The sequence below is a fragment of the Geobacillus sp. C56-T3 genome (assembly GCF_000092445.1).
Lineage (GTDB): Bacteria > Bacillota > Bacilli > Bacillales > Anoxybacillaceae > Geobacillus > Geobacillus thermoleovorans.
In genome coordinates this window covers 3,151,897-3,166,227 of sequence record NC_014206.1, presented here as the reverse complement: position 1 = coordinate 3,166,227, position 14,331 = coordinate 3,151,897, and the positions used below count along the sequence as shown (strand labels likewise).

The 14,331-nt window shown below is 52.6% G+C and carries 16 protein-coding genes and 1 pseudogene; 11 read left to right on the top strand and 6 right to left on the bottom strand.

The features are described from left to right. Window positions 1-153: 153 nt before the first annotated feature. A complete protein-coding gene (locus tag GC56T3_RS15715; RefSeq protein WP_011229957.1) occupies window positions 154-495 on the top strand; it encodes a YfhH family protein in 342 nt (113 codons plus the stop codon). Window positions 496-570: 75 nt separating this feature from the next. Here GC56T3_RS15715 and GC56T3_RS18950 read toward each other — a convergent pair whose 3' ends face one another. The 5 genes from GC56T3_RS18950 to fdhF all read right to left on the bottom strand — a co-directional run bounded on the left by GC56T3_RS18950 (window position 571) and on the right by fdhF (window position 6,009). Further along, window positions 571-732 (bottom strand): YpzG family protein, encoded by a 162-nt coding sequence (locus GC56T3_RS18950; RefSeq protein WP_011229958.1) that lies wholly within the window; start codon window positions 730-732, stop codon window positions 571-573. Window positions 733-799: 67 nt separating this feature from the next. After that, window positions 800-961, bottom strand: coding sequence for a small, acid-soluble spore protein K (locus tag GC56T3_RS15710; protein ID WP_011229959.1), 162 nt, complete (start codon window positions 959-961; stop codon window positions 800-802). Window positions 962-1,068: 107 nt separating this feature from the next. Further along, window positions 1,069-2,052 carry a metal-dependent hydrolase gene (locus GC56T3_RS15705; RefSeq protein WP_013146319.1) on the bottom strand — a complete coding sequence of 328 codons (984 nt, stop codon included), beginning with the start codon at window positions 2,050-2,052 and terminating at the stop codon, window positions 1,069-1,071. Window positions 2,053-2,564: 512 nt separating this feature from the next. After that, a complete protein-coding gene (locus GC56T3_RS15700; RefSeq protein WP_013146318.1) occupies window positions 2,565-3,053 on the bottom strand; it encodes a DUF1641 domain-containing protein in 489 nt (162 codons plus the stop codon). Further along, window positions 3,046-6,009, bottom strand: a complete 2,964-nt coding sequence (gene fdhF, locus GC56T3_RS15695) for a formate dehydrogenase subunit alpha (protein ID WP_013146317.1) — start codon at window positions 6,007-6,009, stop codon at window positions 3,046-3,048. Before fdhF ends, GC56T3_RS15700 begins: the two co-directional genes overlap by 8 nt. A gap of 261 nt (window positions 6,010-6,270) precedes the next feature. Here fdhF and GC56T3_RS15690 point away from each other — a divergent pair, with 261 nt between their 5' ends. The 4 genes from GC56T3_RS15690 (at window position 6,271) to mutY (ending at window position 10,158) form a co-directional block, all read left to right on the top strand. Next, on the top strand, window positions 6,271-6,618 hold the full coding sequence (locus GC56T3_RS15690) for a DUF2294 domain-containing protein (protein WP_013146316.1): 348 nt from the start codon (window positions 6,271-6,273) through the stop codon (window positions 6,616-6,618). A gap of 260 nt (window positions 6,619-6,878) precedes the next feature. Further along, the gene (gene fdhD / locus GC56T3_RS15685; RefSeq protein WP_013146315.1) at window positions 6,879-7,670 is read left to right on the top strand and encodes a formate dehydrogenase accessory sulfurtransferase FdhD; all 792 of its coding nucleotides are present in this window, start codon (window positions 6,879-6,881) and stop codon (window positions 7,668-7,670) included. Window positions 7,671-7,686: 16 nt separating this feature from the next. Continuing rightward, on the top strand, window positions 7,687-8,952 hold the full coding sequence (locus tag GC56T3_RS15680; protein WP_013146314.1) for an OFA family MFS transporter: 1,266 nt from the start codon (window positions 7,687-7,689) through the stop codon (window positions 8,950-8,952). Between the two features lie 105 nt (window positions 8,953-9,057). After that, the gene (gene mutY, locus GC56T3_RS15675) at window positions 9,058-10,158 is read left to right on the top strand and encodes an A/G-specific adenine glycosylase (protein ID WP_013146313.1); all 1,101 of its coding nucleotides are present in this window, start codon (window positions 9,058-9,060) and stop codon (window positions 10,156-10,158) included. Here the strand turns inward: mutY and GC56T3_RS15670 are convergent. After that, window positions 10,155-10,379: a hypothetical protein gene (locus GC56T3_RS15670; protein ID WP_011229968.1), complete on the bottom strand. Its 225-nt coding sequence runs from the start codon at window positions 10,377-10,379 to the stop codon at window positions 10,155-10,157. The genes mutY and GC56T3_RS15670 overlap by 4 nt on opposite strands. A gap of 60 nt (window positions 10,380-10,439) precedes the next feature. On the opposite strand from GC56T3_RS15670, the gene fabL reads away from it, so the two are divergent. From fabL to GC56T3_RS20045, 6 genes and pseudogenes are all read left to right on the top strand, one after another. Further along, on the top strand, window positions 10,440-11,189 hold the full coding sequence (fabL, locus tag GC56T3_RS15665) for an enoyl-[acyl-carrier-protein] reductase FabL (protein ID WP_013146312.1): 750 nt from the start codon (window positions 10,440-10,442) through the stop codon (window positions 11,187-11,189). Between the two features lie 58 nt (window positions 11,190-11,247). Beyond that, window positions 11,248-11,439 carry a gamma-type small acid-soluble spore protein gene (locus tag GC56T3_RS15660; RefSeq protein ID WP_011229970.1) on the top strand — a complete coding sequence of 64 codons (192 nt, stop codon included), beginning with the start codon at window positions 11,248-11,250 and terminating at the stop codon, window positions 11,437-11,439. 227 nt (window positions 11,440-11,666) lie between these two features. Then, complete coding sequence (locus tag GC56T3_RS15655; protein ID WP_013146311.1) at window positions 11,667-11,876, top strand: YgaB family protein; 210 nt, start codon at window positions 11,667-11,669, stop codon at window positions 11,874-11,876. Between the two features lie 134 nt (window positions 11,877-12,010). Next, window positions 12,011-12,544, top strand: coding sequence for a DUF402 domain-containing protein (locus GC56T3_RS15650; RefSeq protein ID WP_013146310.1), 534 nt, complete (start codon window positions 12,011-12,013; stop codon window positions 12,542-12,544). A gap of 601 nt (window positions 12,545-13,145) precedes the next feature. Further along, window positions 13,146-14,171 (top strand): ABC transporter ATP-binding protein, encoded by a 1,026-nt coding sequence (locus tag GC56T3_RS15645; protein ID WP_013146309.1) that lies wholly within the window; start codon window positions 13,146-13,148, stop codon window positions 14,169-14,171. Then, window positions 14,137-14,244 (top strand): annotated as a pseudogene (locus tag GC56T3_RS20045) (dipeptide/oligopeptide/nickel ABC transporter ATP-binding protein); the annotation flags it as partial. The gene GC56T3_RS15645 and the pseudogene GC56T3_RS20045, both read left to right, overlap by 35 nt. Window positions 14,245-14,331 lie beyond the last annotated feature (87 nt).

Here is a 14,331-nt window from a genome sequence, read left to right as displayed (position 1 = left end):
TTGAAAAAATTAGGGGATATTATCAGTTTTGTCGTTGAATGTTGATCACAAAATCGTTCCAGTTCCATAAATCAAGAGATGTTCTGAGCCTTTTGCCGAGTTCCATGTGGATGAAAACGATCCATCCGGAATGCTCAAAAAGGAGGCTTGCCTATGATCAAAGGAGAACAAAAACGGTACAGTGAAATGACGAAAGAAGAACTGCAACAAGAAATCGCCATGTTGACGGAAAAGGCACGCAAGGCGGAGCAGATGGGGATGGTGAACGAATACGCCGTCTACGAGCGGAAAATCGCCATGGCGAAGGCGTATATGCTTAATCCAGCTGATTTTCATCCTGGGGAGATTTATGAAATTGAAGGGGCGCCCGGAGAGTATTTTAAAGTGCGCTATTTAAAAGGAGTGTTTGCCTGGGGATGGCGGTTGAAAGGAAACGGAGAGGAGGAGGCGTTGCCGATTTCACTGCTTCGTAAACCGAATTTGCCTCAATCATGACGGTCGGGACAAGTTCACAGTCGGACGGAAAGAGAGCCTAAAAACCTAGGGAGGGTGTCTCCCTAGGTTGTTCCGCTACGACTGCTTGCGCGTCTGCCGCTCTAAAATGATGAGGTCAAGCGTTTGCTGCGTTTCGCCGTTCACTTGCGAGTGGGCGTGTTTTGGATTGGCCCACGGCTGCTGAAACGGGTTCGAATAAAAGTTGTCATAAAATTTTTTGTGCCGATGGTGACCCATGATTGTTCACCTCGCTGCGGAATGTGCCGGGGGAGTGCGGCGAACGATGCCGTGCTCCCCCTTCATGTTAAAAGAAATCGCTTCGTTCGCCGGAGGCGCGCATCCGTTCTTGCGGGTGGGTGTTGGTCGTGCCGTCGGCCCGCTTCGAGGCGTACTCGGCCTTGGCGCGCGGTTCGCCTTCGAGCTTGTTGTTGTTTTGGTTCGGGAAGTTGTGCGCTTTGTTCCGCACGGCACATTCCCTCCTTAACGGCGTGCTCGTGTTGGATGGCCAACACGTATTTTTATTATGGGACACCCTGTAGCGCTTATGTGTGGCAATGATTGGGGCGGAGCCCATCAGCCGTTTGGAGCAAGTTCGAGCTTTTTGCGCAGTTTGCCTTCGCTGAAAATCCAGCCGGTGTATGAGCTGACAATATTGAGATCGCGGTCGAGCTGGACGACAGCGACAAACGGGTAATACCCTTTGCTTCGATAGCGTAAATCAGTAAAGCGCACTTCATAGTAATCATCGTATTCGTTCATTTCCCAACGGTAAACCGGGGAAAAAGATAAGAAAGCGGCGATATTTTCGTCGCGTTTGGCGGCGTTCATCACCGGATGGTCGGGAAGCGCACGCTTTTGGAAGCGGTCAAGGATGATGAGCTCGCCGCGTTTGACGCGGGCGACGTAAAATTCGTCGCAGGTTGAAATGGCTAAATGCCATTCGCGCGGCCGCCATGTCGGTACGGTGATGATCTCGGTCACCCCGGCGACCGAGGCGTGCACGAGCCGTTTGATGTTGGCCTGCTGGCGGAAGCGAAGCCCATAATACGCAGCGATAAGCACGTAGACGACAAGAAACGTATAACCGGGATGGGCGCCGAGAAACAAGCCGCCGACGCCAACCAAATGAAGCCCAAAAATGACCGGATCAAACGTATGAATCACGCCAAGGGCGATCCATTTTTTTGTAAACGGGCGCAACGCCTGGGTTCCGTAAGAGTTAAAAATGTCAACAAATACGTGCAAGGCGACGGCAACAAACGTCCAAAGCCAAACGCGAAGCCAATCCGTTTTCGGATAGATGGCGGCCATCACGCTGACGATGAGCAGCGGCCAAAGAACGACGGCGGGAATCGAATGGGTGATGCCGCGATGGTTGCGAATATATTGGGCGTTGTTGCGCAATTTGAAAATCGTGTCGATATCCGGCGCTTGCGAGCCAGCGAGCGCGCCGATCAACACAGCGTGGGACAAGAGCGGATCGTGGGCGATCGCAGGGTCAAGTGAAGCAATACTGCCGAGCGCCACCCCCATCAAAACATGTGTGCCTGTATCCAACGTGAAGGCGCCTCCTTCTTGCAGCATCGTTGCATGTTCGGATGGAAACTGTCTGTTGTCTCTCGGCCGGAGCACATCTTTCTTTTTCATGCAACTATTAGTATGCCCCACCTTGTGTTCAGCCAATAACCGTTTGAGGCATTGGCCGAAAGGAGGCGAGAGACAAACAAGGTTATGGCTAGTGTATCATAGGGCGACAATCGTTGGCGAGAGGCGGAACGACCAATTTCACAAAGATTCAAAAAAGGAAACGATTGATAGACAGTGGAGTGAGAAAAAGAAACAGGAAGCAAGCCGTTCGTCAGACGAAAAGGGAAGCGCTTCAACCAAAAACGAAAAGCGCCCCGCATGAGGCGGGACGTTTTGTTGATCATCTCGAACCGAGAAGCTCCCCACTTCAACGTCTATATAGGTGTAAGTGGGGAGCATTCCATGCTGATGGAAGATCGGTTCACCATCCGTTCTTTTGGCGGCTCATTGGTCAACTGTCCTTTTCTCTGCCAGCCGATCGATTAGCCGTCATTTCTGAACCGTTTGCCGATCGCTTTGAGAGCGGACAGGAAAAAGCGGATCGCGCGGTTGATGTCCGGGTCATTGAGCGCTTTAAGCAAATCAAACAACCCGATTTTTTTTGTTTCGGCGGAGTTTTGTTCGTACGCCTCCAGCGCGCCGGCGGCGATGTGCTCAAGCAGTTTCGCCGTTTTCTCCGGATCAAGTGAAGCAGCAAGGCCAGCTATGGCGAACGCATGGTTGATCATCGTTGTCACCGGTTTTTGGTTGAGCTGGCCGACGACGATTTTCGCCACGTCTTCCCGCGCTTTTAACAAGGCGTTGGCTGCTTCGAGCAGGCCGCTTTCATGGAGCTGATCGATGAACTCCAAGAGCTCGCGGACCGCCTCTTCACTGTCGCCGACAGCGGCTTTTAGCTTGGCCAGCGCTTCAGTTCGTTTTTCTTCCTCCGTCATTTGGCGCTTTTGAATGGTGGTAATCGGCTTAGCCACCGATCGTCACCCCCTTGTTTTCCTCGGTGAGCGGCACGTAGTCGCTTCGCCGCCACTTCCGCTCCACCTCGACGCCGTTTTGCGGATGCCGCTTTTTAAAGCGCGGATTTGTGCGCGGCAGCGGCGTCTTGCCGGACCGTTCAATGACTTCCATGCGCACGCGGGCTTGTTTGTAAGCCGGCGTGTTCGTGCGATGGTCGGTTTGCGGGCCGGTCAGCATGTTAATGGCGCTCTCATTGGCTGTGGAGTGCATCGGCAAGAACAGTTCATTGCCTCTGACTCGATCGGTGACGAGCACGCGCACTTTGACGCGGCCGTACGGCGAGATGAGCCGAACGAGCGCCCCATCTTCAATGCCGCGTTCTTTGGCGAGTTCAGGGGATACTTCGACAAACACTTCTGGGAATTTATGCTCGATGCCTTTGGATTTGTACGTCAAGTTTCCTTCATGGAAATGTTCGAGCAATCGGCCGTTGTTCACAAGCAAATCGTACTCTTCCGGATATTGCACCGGTTCGACCCAATCGGCTAACGCAAAGCGGGCTTTGCCGTCCGGGAAGTTGAACCGCTCTTTGTACAACAGCGGCGTATCAGCGCCGTCGTGGCTGCCCCAGCAAAGGCTGTTCCAGCCCTCGAGCCGGTCGTAATGCGCTTGTGAGTACAGTGGAGCGAGGCTGGCGATTTCATCCATGATTTCTTTCGGACCGGCGTAATTCCAATCGGCGCCAAGCCGCTTCGCGATTTCTTGAATGATCCACCAGTCTGGCTTGGAGTCGCCAAGAGGCTCCAGCGCTTGGTAAAACCGTTGGATGCGGCGCTCGGTATTCGTGAAAGTTCCTTCCTTTTCCAAACTTGGCGCTGCTGGCAAGATGACATCAGCAAATTGCGCCGTTTTTGACAAGAAAATGTCTTGAACGACAACAAAGTCAAGCTTCGCCAACGTCTCTTGCACATGGTTGGCGTTGCAGTCGACAAGCGCCATATCTTCGCCGATGATATACATCGCTTTCAGCTCGCCGCGCTCGGCCGCTTCGAGCATTTGGATGTTGTCAAGGCCTGGTTTCGCATCGATGCGGACGCCGTACGCTTTTTCAAACTTCGCTCGCGCCTCATCATCGGTGACATGTTGGTAGCCAGGCAGCCAGGCAGGAAGCGAACCCATGTCGCAGGCGCCTTGGACGTTGTTATGGCCGCGCAATGGGAACGCGCCCGCCCCCGGACGACCGTAGTTGCCGGTTGCCAAAAGCAAGTTGGAAATCGCCGCCGATGTATCGCTGCCGCCCGTGTTTTGCGTGACCCCCATGCCCCAGAGGACGCACGTGCCGTCTGCTTCGTGGATCATCTCGGCGATGCGGATGAGGTCGGCTTTGGCGACGCCGGTGACTTGTTCGGCATAATCAAGTGTATATTTTTCCAGCAATTGTTTAAACTCTTCAAAGAAATGAACGCGCTCGCGAATGAATGCCTCATCGTGCCAGCCTTGGTCGATGATGTATTTTGTCACGGCCATCAGCCATACTTGGTCGGTGCCTTGTTTCGGGCGGATGAACAGGTCAGCCCGCTCGGCCATTTCATTTCGGCGCAAGTCCGCAACAATGAGTTTTTGGCCAAACAGTTTATGCGCCCGTTTGACGCGGGTGGCGATGACCGGATGCCCTTCCGCTGGGTTGGCGCCGATGATGATGACAAGGCCGGCTGAAGCGATGTCATGAATCGTGCCGGAATCGCCGCCCATGCCGACCGTGCGGAACAGGCCGTCCGTCGCCGGCGACTGGCAGTAGCGCGAACAGTTGTCGACATTGTTCGTTTCAAATACTTGCCGTGCGAGCTTTTGCATTAAATAGTTTTCTTCGTTGGAAATTTTTGACGATGAAATAAAACCGATGGCGTTGCCGCCGTATTGCCGCTTGATCGCCCCGAGCTTTTCCGCGACCAAGTCGAGTGCTTCGTCCCATGTCGACTCGACGAATACGTCGCCTTTGCGAATGAGCGGTTTCGTTAGGCGCTCTTCGCTGTTGACGAAATCCCAGCCGAATTTTCCTTTGACGCATGTGGAAATGGCGTTGACCGGCGCTTCGGATACCGGCTGGACTTTTAAAATTTTCCGCCCTTTCGTCCACACTTCAAACGAACAGCCGACGCCACAGAACGTGCAAACCGTTTTCGTCTTTTTGATCCGTTGTTCGCGCATGGCTGCCTCGATTTCAGAAATGGCGAAAATGCTCGTATAGTTTGGCTCGACTTCCTTGACAAAATCGATCATCGGGTTGAGGACGTCTTTGTCCAAGCCGGTGAGAAAGCCCGCTTCGCCAAGCATCGATTTTTCCATTAACGCGTTGCACGGACAGACAGTGACGCAATGCCCGCAGCTGACGCACGACGATTCGTTGATCGGCACCCCACCGTCCCAAACGACGCGCGGCCGTTCCGCTTCCCAATCGATCGAAAGCGTTTCGTTCACTTGCAAGTTTTGGCAGGCCTCGACGCATTGCCCGCAGGCGATGCATTGATTCGGGTCGTAGCGGTAGAACGGATGCGACATGTCCACCTCGGACGGGTCGACTTTCGGCCGGTACGGATATGTTTGATGTTCAATTTGCATCATTTCCGCCGTGTTGTGCAGCTTGCAGTTGCCGTTGTTGTTGTCGCACACCGTACAGTACAAGAGATGATTTTCCAACAGGCGGTCCATCGCTTCTTTTTGCGCTGCCTTTGCCCGCGGCGAGCCGAGTTCGACGACCATGCCGTCCTCAACCGGTGTCGCACAGGCACGAAGCAGCGTTCCATTGACTTCAGCGATGCACGTGTCGCATGTCTGAATGGCGCCAAGCTCCGGCGTATAACAAACTTGCGGATGCGGAAGACCGTGTTCATTGACGACTTCTAAAATGGTCATCCCTGGCTTGGCGTGGTAGGTACGCTCGTTGATGGTTACCGTCACCATTTGCGCTTCCATCATCGCTCCCCCTTTGTTAAAATAAAAAACTCCACCAGCGACGAGACGAATGCTTCATCGTGGTGGAGTAGTTCTTTAGCATCACGATACTAAACAACCAATCCAAACTTTTTATATTTAGTAGAAAAATAACAAGGCCGCTTCTTGCCTTATTATTTTTCCACTATGTATACATTTGCTATAGTTTATTATAGTACGGCGAAAGGAAGAACACAACGGATGGGCCGGAAGTTTTTCTGCTGACTGCAAGGAGGGGTGAGAATGTCTAAAAAAGAAGCCGCTTTCAACGATATTGTGCGCAAAGTGCGCAAACAACTGTTTGGGAAAGGGCCGGAGCGGATCAAAACGTATTTTGTTGACAATTTGGCGATTACCATTTTGCACGGCAATTTGACGCCGACGGAAAAATTTATCGCCCGCACGCCGGAAGGGCGGGACATGGTGCATGCAGCGAGAACGAAAATGATCCAAGATGTGTACGCCCAGCATGTGCCGGACGGCATGGAAGAGCTTGTCGGTTCGAAGCTTCTTTATTTGTTCAGTGATATTAAAGTGGAAGAGGATATGGCTGTTTCCGTTTTTGTATTTGAAAAACCGATTGAATTGTGACGATTTTGTGAACGGAAACCATTGTTTTTCGCTGCTGTTCGTGGTATGCTTATGAATAGTTAGCACGATGAAAATAGTAGAAGCCTTGCCGGCTAAACGGTTTTGCCGCTTGGCAGGCAGGTTTCGGAAACGGATGTGCGTTGGTTTCGCTGCAGAAGTGCTGGGCGCAAACTACCGCCGCTTTTCGCTGACAGGGGCGAGTTTGTCCTCTTGTCCGGAAGGCGGCGGTTTTATTTTGCATGGAAAGGGGGAATGGCAAGGTGAGCGGGTTTGCGGCGAAACGGCGACCGATTGCGAAATACCGGAACGGGCGCTTTGTTGAGGAAGAGGACGAGATCGCGCTCGAGTTTCCGTTGACCATAACGGTCAATGGCGAGGAGTTTGCGACGATCGTTTGCACGCCGGCGCATCTAGATGAATTGGTAATCGGATTTTTGGCCTCGGAAGGAGTCATTCGGACGTACAGCGACATCAAAGGAATGAGCATTGATGGGGAGCGGGGCTTTGCTTATGTTGAGCTCGCCGCGGGCGGACTGCCGGCCAAACAGTTTTATGCCAAGCGGTTCATCGGCTCGTGTTGCGGAAAAAGTCGGCAGTTTTATTTTTACAATGACATGAAGACGGCGAAAACGATCGTCGGCGGCATCGCCGTGAAGGCGGATGACTGCATTCGCCTCATGAAAGCGCTGCACGAGCAGTCGACGGACTTTGCGGCAACCGGCGGTCTTCACAACGCCGCGCTCGCCACACCGGACGGGATCGTCGCCATCCGCTCTGACATTGGGCGTCACAACGCGCTTGATAAGCTGTATGGCTATTGCCTGCGTCATCAAGTTGCGGTGAAAGACAAGCTCATTGTATTCAGCGGCCGCGTTTCGTCGGAAGTGCTGTTAAAGGCGGCGAAAATGGGAGTGAGCGTCCTGCTCTCAAAATCGGCCCCGACGACGCTAGCCTTAGATTTGGCGGATGAACTCGGCATAACCGTCGTTGGCTTTTTGCGCGGACAGGTGTTTAACGTGTATACGCATGAGAGTCGGATCATAATCGGGTAAAAGGGGAGGAGAGGCTGTGAAAAACCGTTGGCTCATTGCGTTATCGGCCGTTGGCATTCATATTTCGATTGGGTCTGTTTATGCGTGGAGCAATTTTACCAATCCATTAAAACAATTGTTTGGATGGTCCGATCAGGAAGTAGCGCTCACGTTCAGCATTGCGATCTTGTTTTTAGGATTGTCGGCTGCGTTCCTTGGCCATTTTGTTGAAAAACACGGACCGCGGAAATCCGGGCTATTGGCCGCCATCTTTTTTGGCCTTGGGGTGACGGGGTCTGGTTTGGCCGTAGCGCTTGGTTCGAAATACTTGCTGTATTTGTTTTACGGGGTGTTGGGAGGAATTGGGCTCGGCGTCGGGTATATTGCGCCAGTGTCAACGCTTGTCAAATGGTTTCCAGACCGGCGCGGGTTGGCTACAGGGCTGGCGATTATGGGGTTTGGGTTTGCCGCAGCGATCGCGAGTCCGGTGATGAACAGTTTGATTGCCTCCGTCGGCGTCCAAAATACGTTTTTCATTTTAGGGATTACGTATTTTGTTATTATGACGTTATCTTCTCTTTATTTAGAAAAACCGCCGGAAGGATGGCTGCCGGAAGGATTTCAGGAAAAAGTGAAGGCCGGAAAAGCCAAACCTTCGCTTGATTTGGCGCAATTGACGGCCAATGAGGCGGTCAAAACAAGACGGTTTTGGTATTTATGGTTGATGCTATTTATCAATGTAACGTGCGGTATTGCCGTTTTGGCGGTGGCCAAACCGTTGGCGGTGGAAAGCATCGGCATCAGCCAAACGGCCGCGGCGGCATTAGTTGGCGCCATTGGGGTGTTTAACGGGTTAGGGCGCATCGGTTGGGCATCGGCTTCTGATTATATTGGGCGGCCGAATACGTATACGACGTTTTTCGTTTTGCAAATCTTGATTTTCTTCCTGTTGCCGAACGTGTCCACCAAATGGCTTTTTGTTGTGATGCTGACGATTGTTTATACGTGCTACGGCGGCGGATTCGCCTGTATCCCGGCGTATATCGGCGATTTGTTTGGAACAAAGCAACTCGGTGCCATCCATGGTTATATTTTGACCGCTTGGGCCGCGGCTGGTCTCGTCGGACCGATGTTTGCCGCGTATATTAAAGACACGACCGGTTCTTATGAAGGAAGTTTGGCCTTTTTTGGCGGATTGTTTGTCATCGCTTTCATCATCTCGTTGCTCGTGCGCATCGATATTCGCCGATTGCGCGCCCAACATGAACAAATCGCCTATGTTTCTGCGGCTAAGGAAAGTTGAGAACGATTTCCTTCCGTTTCCCCTCGGCGTGCGGCAAGCCACGCCGGGGGTTTTTTGATATAATAAAGTAGATATGGATAATAGGCATCATGGGGGAAACGTTGGATGACAAGAGAAACAGAGCGATTTCCAGCGCGCGAGTTTCAGCGCGATTTGCTTGACTGGTTCGCCCGCGAGCGCCGCGACCTGCCGTGGCGGAAAGACCGCGACCCATATAAAGTATGGGTGTCGGAAGTGATGCTGCAGCAAACGCGCGTCGAGACGGTCATTCCGTATTTTGAACAGTTTATCGATCGGTTTCCGACGCTGGAGGCGCTTGCTGACGCTGATGAGGACGAGGTGCTGAAGGCGTGGGAAGGGCTCGGCTATTACTCGCGCGTGCGCAATTTGCACGCGGCGGTGAAAGAAGTGAAAACGCGCTATGGCGGCAAAGTGCCGGACGATCCAGATGAATTTTCTAGGCTGAAAGGAGTCGGACCGTATACGGTCGGGGCGGTGTTGAGCCTCGCTTATGGCGTCCCGGAGCCGGCTGTTGACGGCAACGTAATGCGTGTCTTGTCGCGTCTGTTTCTCGTGACAGACGATATTGCCAAACCGTCGACGAGAAAACGATTTGAACAAATCGTCCGCGAAATTATGGCGTACGAAAACCCGGGAGCGTTTAACGAGGCGCTGATTGAGCTTGGCGCTCTTGTTTGCACACCGCGCCGCCCGTCGTGCCTTCTTTGTCCGGTGCAAGCCTACTGCCAAGCGTTCGCCGAAGGGGTGGCGGAAGAGCTGCCGGTGAAAATGAAAAAAACAGCGGTCAAACAAGTGTCGCTCGCAGTAGCGGTGCTGGCCGATGATGAAGGCCGCGTTCTCATTCGCAAGCGCGACAGCACCGGTTTGCTTGCGAACTTATGGGAGTTCCCCAGCTGCGAAACGGACGGCGCAGATGGAAAAGAGAAGCTCGAGCAAATGGTTGGGGAGCAATACGGTTTGCAAGTGGAGCTTACAGAACCGATCGTTTCGTTTGAGCATGCGTTTTCCCATTTAGTCTGGCAGTTGACCGTGTTTCCCGGCCGTTTGGTTCATGGCGGACCGGTCGAGGAGCCTTACCGGCTTGCGCCGGAAGACGAGTTGAAGGCGTACGCCTTTCCGGTGTCCCATCAACGTGTTTGGCGCGAATATAAAGAATGGGCGGGCGGAGTACGCCGCCCCGATTAATCAGGCACCGGCATCGTGCCGTGTGTATACGTTGCTTCACGGCGCCCAAGGCCGCCGCGCGCTTCGATTTCCTCGATGATTTCGCGGTGAATCGTCTGCCCTTCGACGTTTAAATATGGAGCGATTTGTTGGAACGAATGATGAAAATAAGCGAGTTCGTCATCGGTCCATTCCGTTTTCGGAATCATCGACAGCTCAGTCATATCGCGGCCGACGTACATAGGCAGCCCCTCCCTCATCTATGGAATTCGGCTATATTATATGTATAAGGAGTGAAAAACATGAGCGGAAAAGTAGCAGTGGTCACCGGCAGCAGCCGCGGCATTGGCAAAGCGATCGCTTTGCGGCTGGCCAAGGAAGGATATGATATTGTCGTCAATTACGCCCGCAGCAAAACAGCCGCCGAAGAAACGGCGCGCGAAATTGAAGCGCTCGGGAGAAAAGCGCTCGTCGTCAAAGCGAACGTCGGCGACGTTGAGAAAATTCACGCCATGTTTGCCCAAATCGATGAGGTGTTCGGGCGGGTCGACGTGCTCGTGAACAACGCCGCATCCGGCGTCTTGCGCCCGGCGATGGAATTGGAAGAAACGCATTGGAACTGGACGATGAATATCAACAGCAAAGCGCTTTTGTTTTGCGCCCAGGAAGCGGCCAAAAGAATGGAGCGGGTCGGCGGCGGGAAAATTGTGAGCATCAGCTCGCTCGGGTCGATCCGCTATTTGGAAAACTATACGGCGGTCGGCGTCTCGAAGGCCGCGCTTGAAGCGCTGACCCGCTACTTGGCTGTCGAGCTGGCGCCGAAAAACATCGCCGTCAACGCCGTCTCCGGCGGGGCGGTCGATACAGATGCGCTGAAGCACTTCCCGAACCGTGAAGAGCTGCTCGCCGACGCGGCTGCGAACACGCCGGCTGGCCGCCCGGTCAAACCCGATGATATCGTCAACGCGGTTTTGTTTTTGCTCTCGGATGCAGCCGAGATGATTCGCGGGCAGACGATCATTGTCGATGGTGGAAGATCTTTACTTTTGTAACGTCAGCGGATAGAACGATCACCCCCGGGGCATAGTAAAGCACGTGGAGGTGAGAACAATGGCCAAACAACCGAACAAAACAGCAGCTGGCACAAACATTCAAGAAGTAAGACAACAAAATGCCCAATCGGCTCAAGCCGCTCAAGCTGGCCAATTTGCGACGGAATTTGCGGCTGAGACGAATGTGCAACACGTAAAACAACAAAATGCGCAAGCGGAAGCCCGCAAAGCGCAAAATGTCAATCAATAACCAACGATCATCCATGGCTGACGCCTGGCGGTTGTGACGACGGCGTATGTTGCTGCAAGAGCGCAGGCGATAGGCCGAAGATGGAAGGCAAAAGCAGGGGCGGCGCGCCTCTGCTTTTTTTGTCGACAAAAGCTGTCATCTCTTTACAAGATTAGTGAAAGGGATTTGTGGGTGCGGACGCGAAATGATGAAAGGAAATCACACGGCAAAGGGGAAGGGAGAACGGAATGGCGATGGAGCACGCATGGACGAATGTAGGCGACGAGGCGCTGTTTTTGCAACAGGAGATGGAGCGTTGCGAGGAGATCACCCGCCAGTTGGATGAACTTGAACGTGAAGCGCCGACCGCCGCCTTGCGCGAGGAAGTGCGGCAAATGAAACGGGAGGTGGAAGCCATCCGCCGCGCATTTTTAGGGCAGATGGCATCCGGTGTCTGACGGACAGGCTGCGTCCTTGAGCCAACGCGCCAGTTGCCTTTTCCTCAGTAAGGCGGCCTGCTTTTCTTTCCTTTTGCAAAAGGAACAGGGTATAATATAACGAAGAAGCTCCCATCGGAAAGTAGGGAAGAATGATGCCAGCTTACCCTCGGGAAGGGAAAATCATTCAAATCCATAGCTACAAACATAATGGGACGATTCACCGGATTTGGCAGGAAACGGTCGTATTAAAAGGGACGCCATCGTATGTGATCGGCGGCAATAACAAAACACTCGTCATGGAAGCGGACGGCCGGACGTGGGTGACGCGCGAACCGGCGATTTGTTTTTTTCATGCTAAGCATTGGTTTAACATTATCGCCATGATTCGTGAGGACGGGGTGTACTACTATTGCAATTTAAGCTCGCCGTTCGTTTGGGATGAAGAAGCGCTGAAGTACATCGATTATGATTTGGATATTAAAGTGTTTCCCGATATGACGTACATGCTGCTGGATGAAGATGAGTATGAGCGGCATCGCCGCGAAATGCACTATCCCGATGTGATCGACCGCATTTTAAAAAACAACGTTCAAAAACTGATCGGCTGGATTAAGGAGCGGAAAGGGCCGTTTGCGCCCGAGTTTATCGACAAATGGTACGGAGTGTTTCAGGCGTACCAAACGTAAATAGCGGCATGAAAAAAGCCTGTTCGGCATCGCTGGCAGGTTTTTTCTGCTTTTTTGTCGAAAGCGGCACGCATGAAGAGCTGATGGTGAGGCGGGGGATTGTTGGGCACACCCGCCCTACGGCAGGTTGTCAGTCAAGCCATCCTCGTGCGTCCCACGGTTGGGCTGCCTTGCTAACGCTTATGTTTAAAAGCAGGGGTCTCGATTAGAGATGAGAAATAGCGACATGAAAAATCCTGTTCGCAAGTCGGCAGTTTTTCTGCTTTTTCCCGCATGCATGAGGAATGGTGACGGTCAAGCAGGAGTGATCAGTTGATTTGGAGGCAAAAATGGAATGAGACGTTAGAAATTATGATAAAAAATCTCCATGCGCTATTTTTGCAATCTATCCGGCGTGAAAATGGTCGTTCAAGGTGCGTGCATCTTTACAACAAATAAGGTCAACGAGGGATTGTTTCATCCCCTCGTTATTTTATTACTTTTCCTTTTTCGATAATTTTAATTTTTTATAATATTATATTGTGTTAGAAAACAATACATGGCATAATTTTATTCAGAGAGCAAAAGTTTCATCAAAATCGAATGAGAGAAGGGGAGCGTGATGGGGGAAAAGATTTTATTGGAAGTTCGTGGGCTTCGGACGTCTTTCTTTACGGATGATGGGGAGATCCCGGCGGTCGATGGTGTAGATTTTTCCATTCGTGAAGGCGAAGTGCTTGGCATTGTCGGGGAGTCCGGGTGTGGGAAAAGTGTGACGTCATTGTCTATTATGGGGTTGTTGCCAAAAGGAATCGGCAAGGTGGTTGGCGGTGAGATTTGGTTTAAAGGCGAGAACTTGATCGAAGCCTCGGAGCGGCGGATGAAGCAAATTCGCGGCAACGAGATCGCGATGATTTTTCAAGAGCCGATGACTTCCTTAAATCCATTGTTTACCATTGGAAACCAATTAGTCGAGGCTATTCGTTTACATACAAAAATAGGGAAAAAAGAAGCGCGAGCGCGGGCGGTGGAGATGCTCAAGCTTGTCGGGCTGCCGCGCGCTGAGCAAATGTTGGACGAATATCCGCATCAGTTGTCTGGCGGCATGCGCCAGCGCGTGATGATTGCGATGGCGATGGTGTGCCGTCCGGCGCTCTTGATCGCGGACGAGCCGACGACGGCGCTTGATGTGACCATTCAGGCGCAAATTTTAGCACTGATGAAAGAATTGAACCAGACGTTCGGCACGGCAGTGATGATGATCACCCATGATTTAGGAGTTGTCGCTGAACTATGTGATCGCGTCATTGTCATGTACGCTGGCCAAATCGTGGAAGAAGGAAGCGTTCGGGACATTTTCCGCAATCCGAAGCATCCGTACACCGCCGGCCTGATTCGCTCGATCCCGGATATCCGCGGCAAAAAGGAGCGGCTGTATTCCATTCCCGGCCAAGTGCCAAAACCCGGAACGGTCCGCTGCGGCTGTCGGTTTGCCGCTCGGTGCGAATGGGTCGTTGACCGCTGCCGCCACGAAGATCCGCTATTGTACGAAACGAGTGAACAAGGCCATCGCGCCCGCTGTTTTTTGGCGTTAGAGAAGGAGGGGCTGGTTGATGAGCGAGCCGCTGCTCGAAGCGAAAGGGCTTAAAAAATACTTTCCCATTACCGGGGGCGTTTTTAGCAAACAAATTGGGACGGTCAAAGCGGTCGATGATGTGACCCGAGTTCGACAGTCACTAGGCAAACAAAATGCCTCTCGCCCCTTGAGGCAAAAGGGACGAGAGACATTTGGGCACACTTTGGGCGTG

Bases quoted from the DNA above. Each gene is read 5' to 3' on its own strand.
- GC56T3_RS15650 (WP_013146310.1), top strand. From the start codon at position 12,011: ATGCCAGCTTACCCTCGGGAAGGGAAAATCATTCAAATCCATAGCTAC.
- GC56T3_RS15690 (WP_013146316.1), top strand. From the start codon at position 6,271: ATGTCTAAAAAAGAAGCCGCTTTCAACGATATTGTGCGCAAAGTGCGC.
- mutY (WP_013146313.1), top strand. From the start codon at position 9,058: ATGACAAGAGAAACAGAGCGATTTCCAGCGCGCGAGTTTCAGCGCGAT.
- GC56T3_RS15670 (WP_011229968.1), bottom strand. From the start codon at position 10,379: ATGTACGTCGGCCGCGATATGACTGAGCTGTCGATGATTCCGAAAACG.
- GC56T3_RS15655 (WP_013146311.1), top strand. From the start codon at position 11,667: ATGGCGATGGAGCACGCATGGACGAATGTAGGCGACGAGGCGCTGTTT.
- GC56T3_RS18950 (WP_011229958.1), bottom strand. From the start codon at position 732: ATGGGTCACCATCGGCACAAAAAATTTTATGACAACTTTTATTCGAAC.
- fdhF (WP_013146317.1), bottom strand. From the start codon at position 6,009: ATGGAAGCGCAAATGGTGACGGTAACCATCAACGAGCGTACCTACCAC.
- GC56T3_RS15645 (WP_013146309.1), top strand. From the start codon at position 13,146: ATGGGGGAAAAGATTTTATTGGAAGTTCGTGGGCTTCGGACGTCTTTC.
- GC56T3_RS15715 (WP_011229957.1), top strand. From the start codon at position 154: ATGATCAAAGGAGAACAAAAACGGTACAGTGAAATGACGAAAGAAGAA.
- GC56T3_RS15660 (WP_011229970.1), top strand. From the start codon at position 11,248: ATGGCCAAACAACCGAACAAAACAGCAGCTGGCACAAACATTCAAGAA.
- fabL (WP_013146312.1), top strand. From the start codon at position 10,440: ATGAGCGGAAAAGTAGCAGTGGTCACCGGCAGCAGCCGCGGCATTGGC.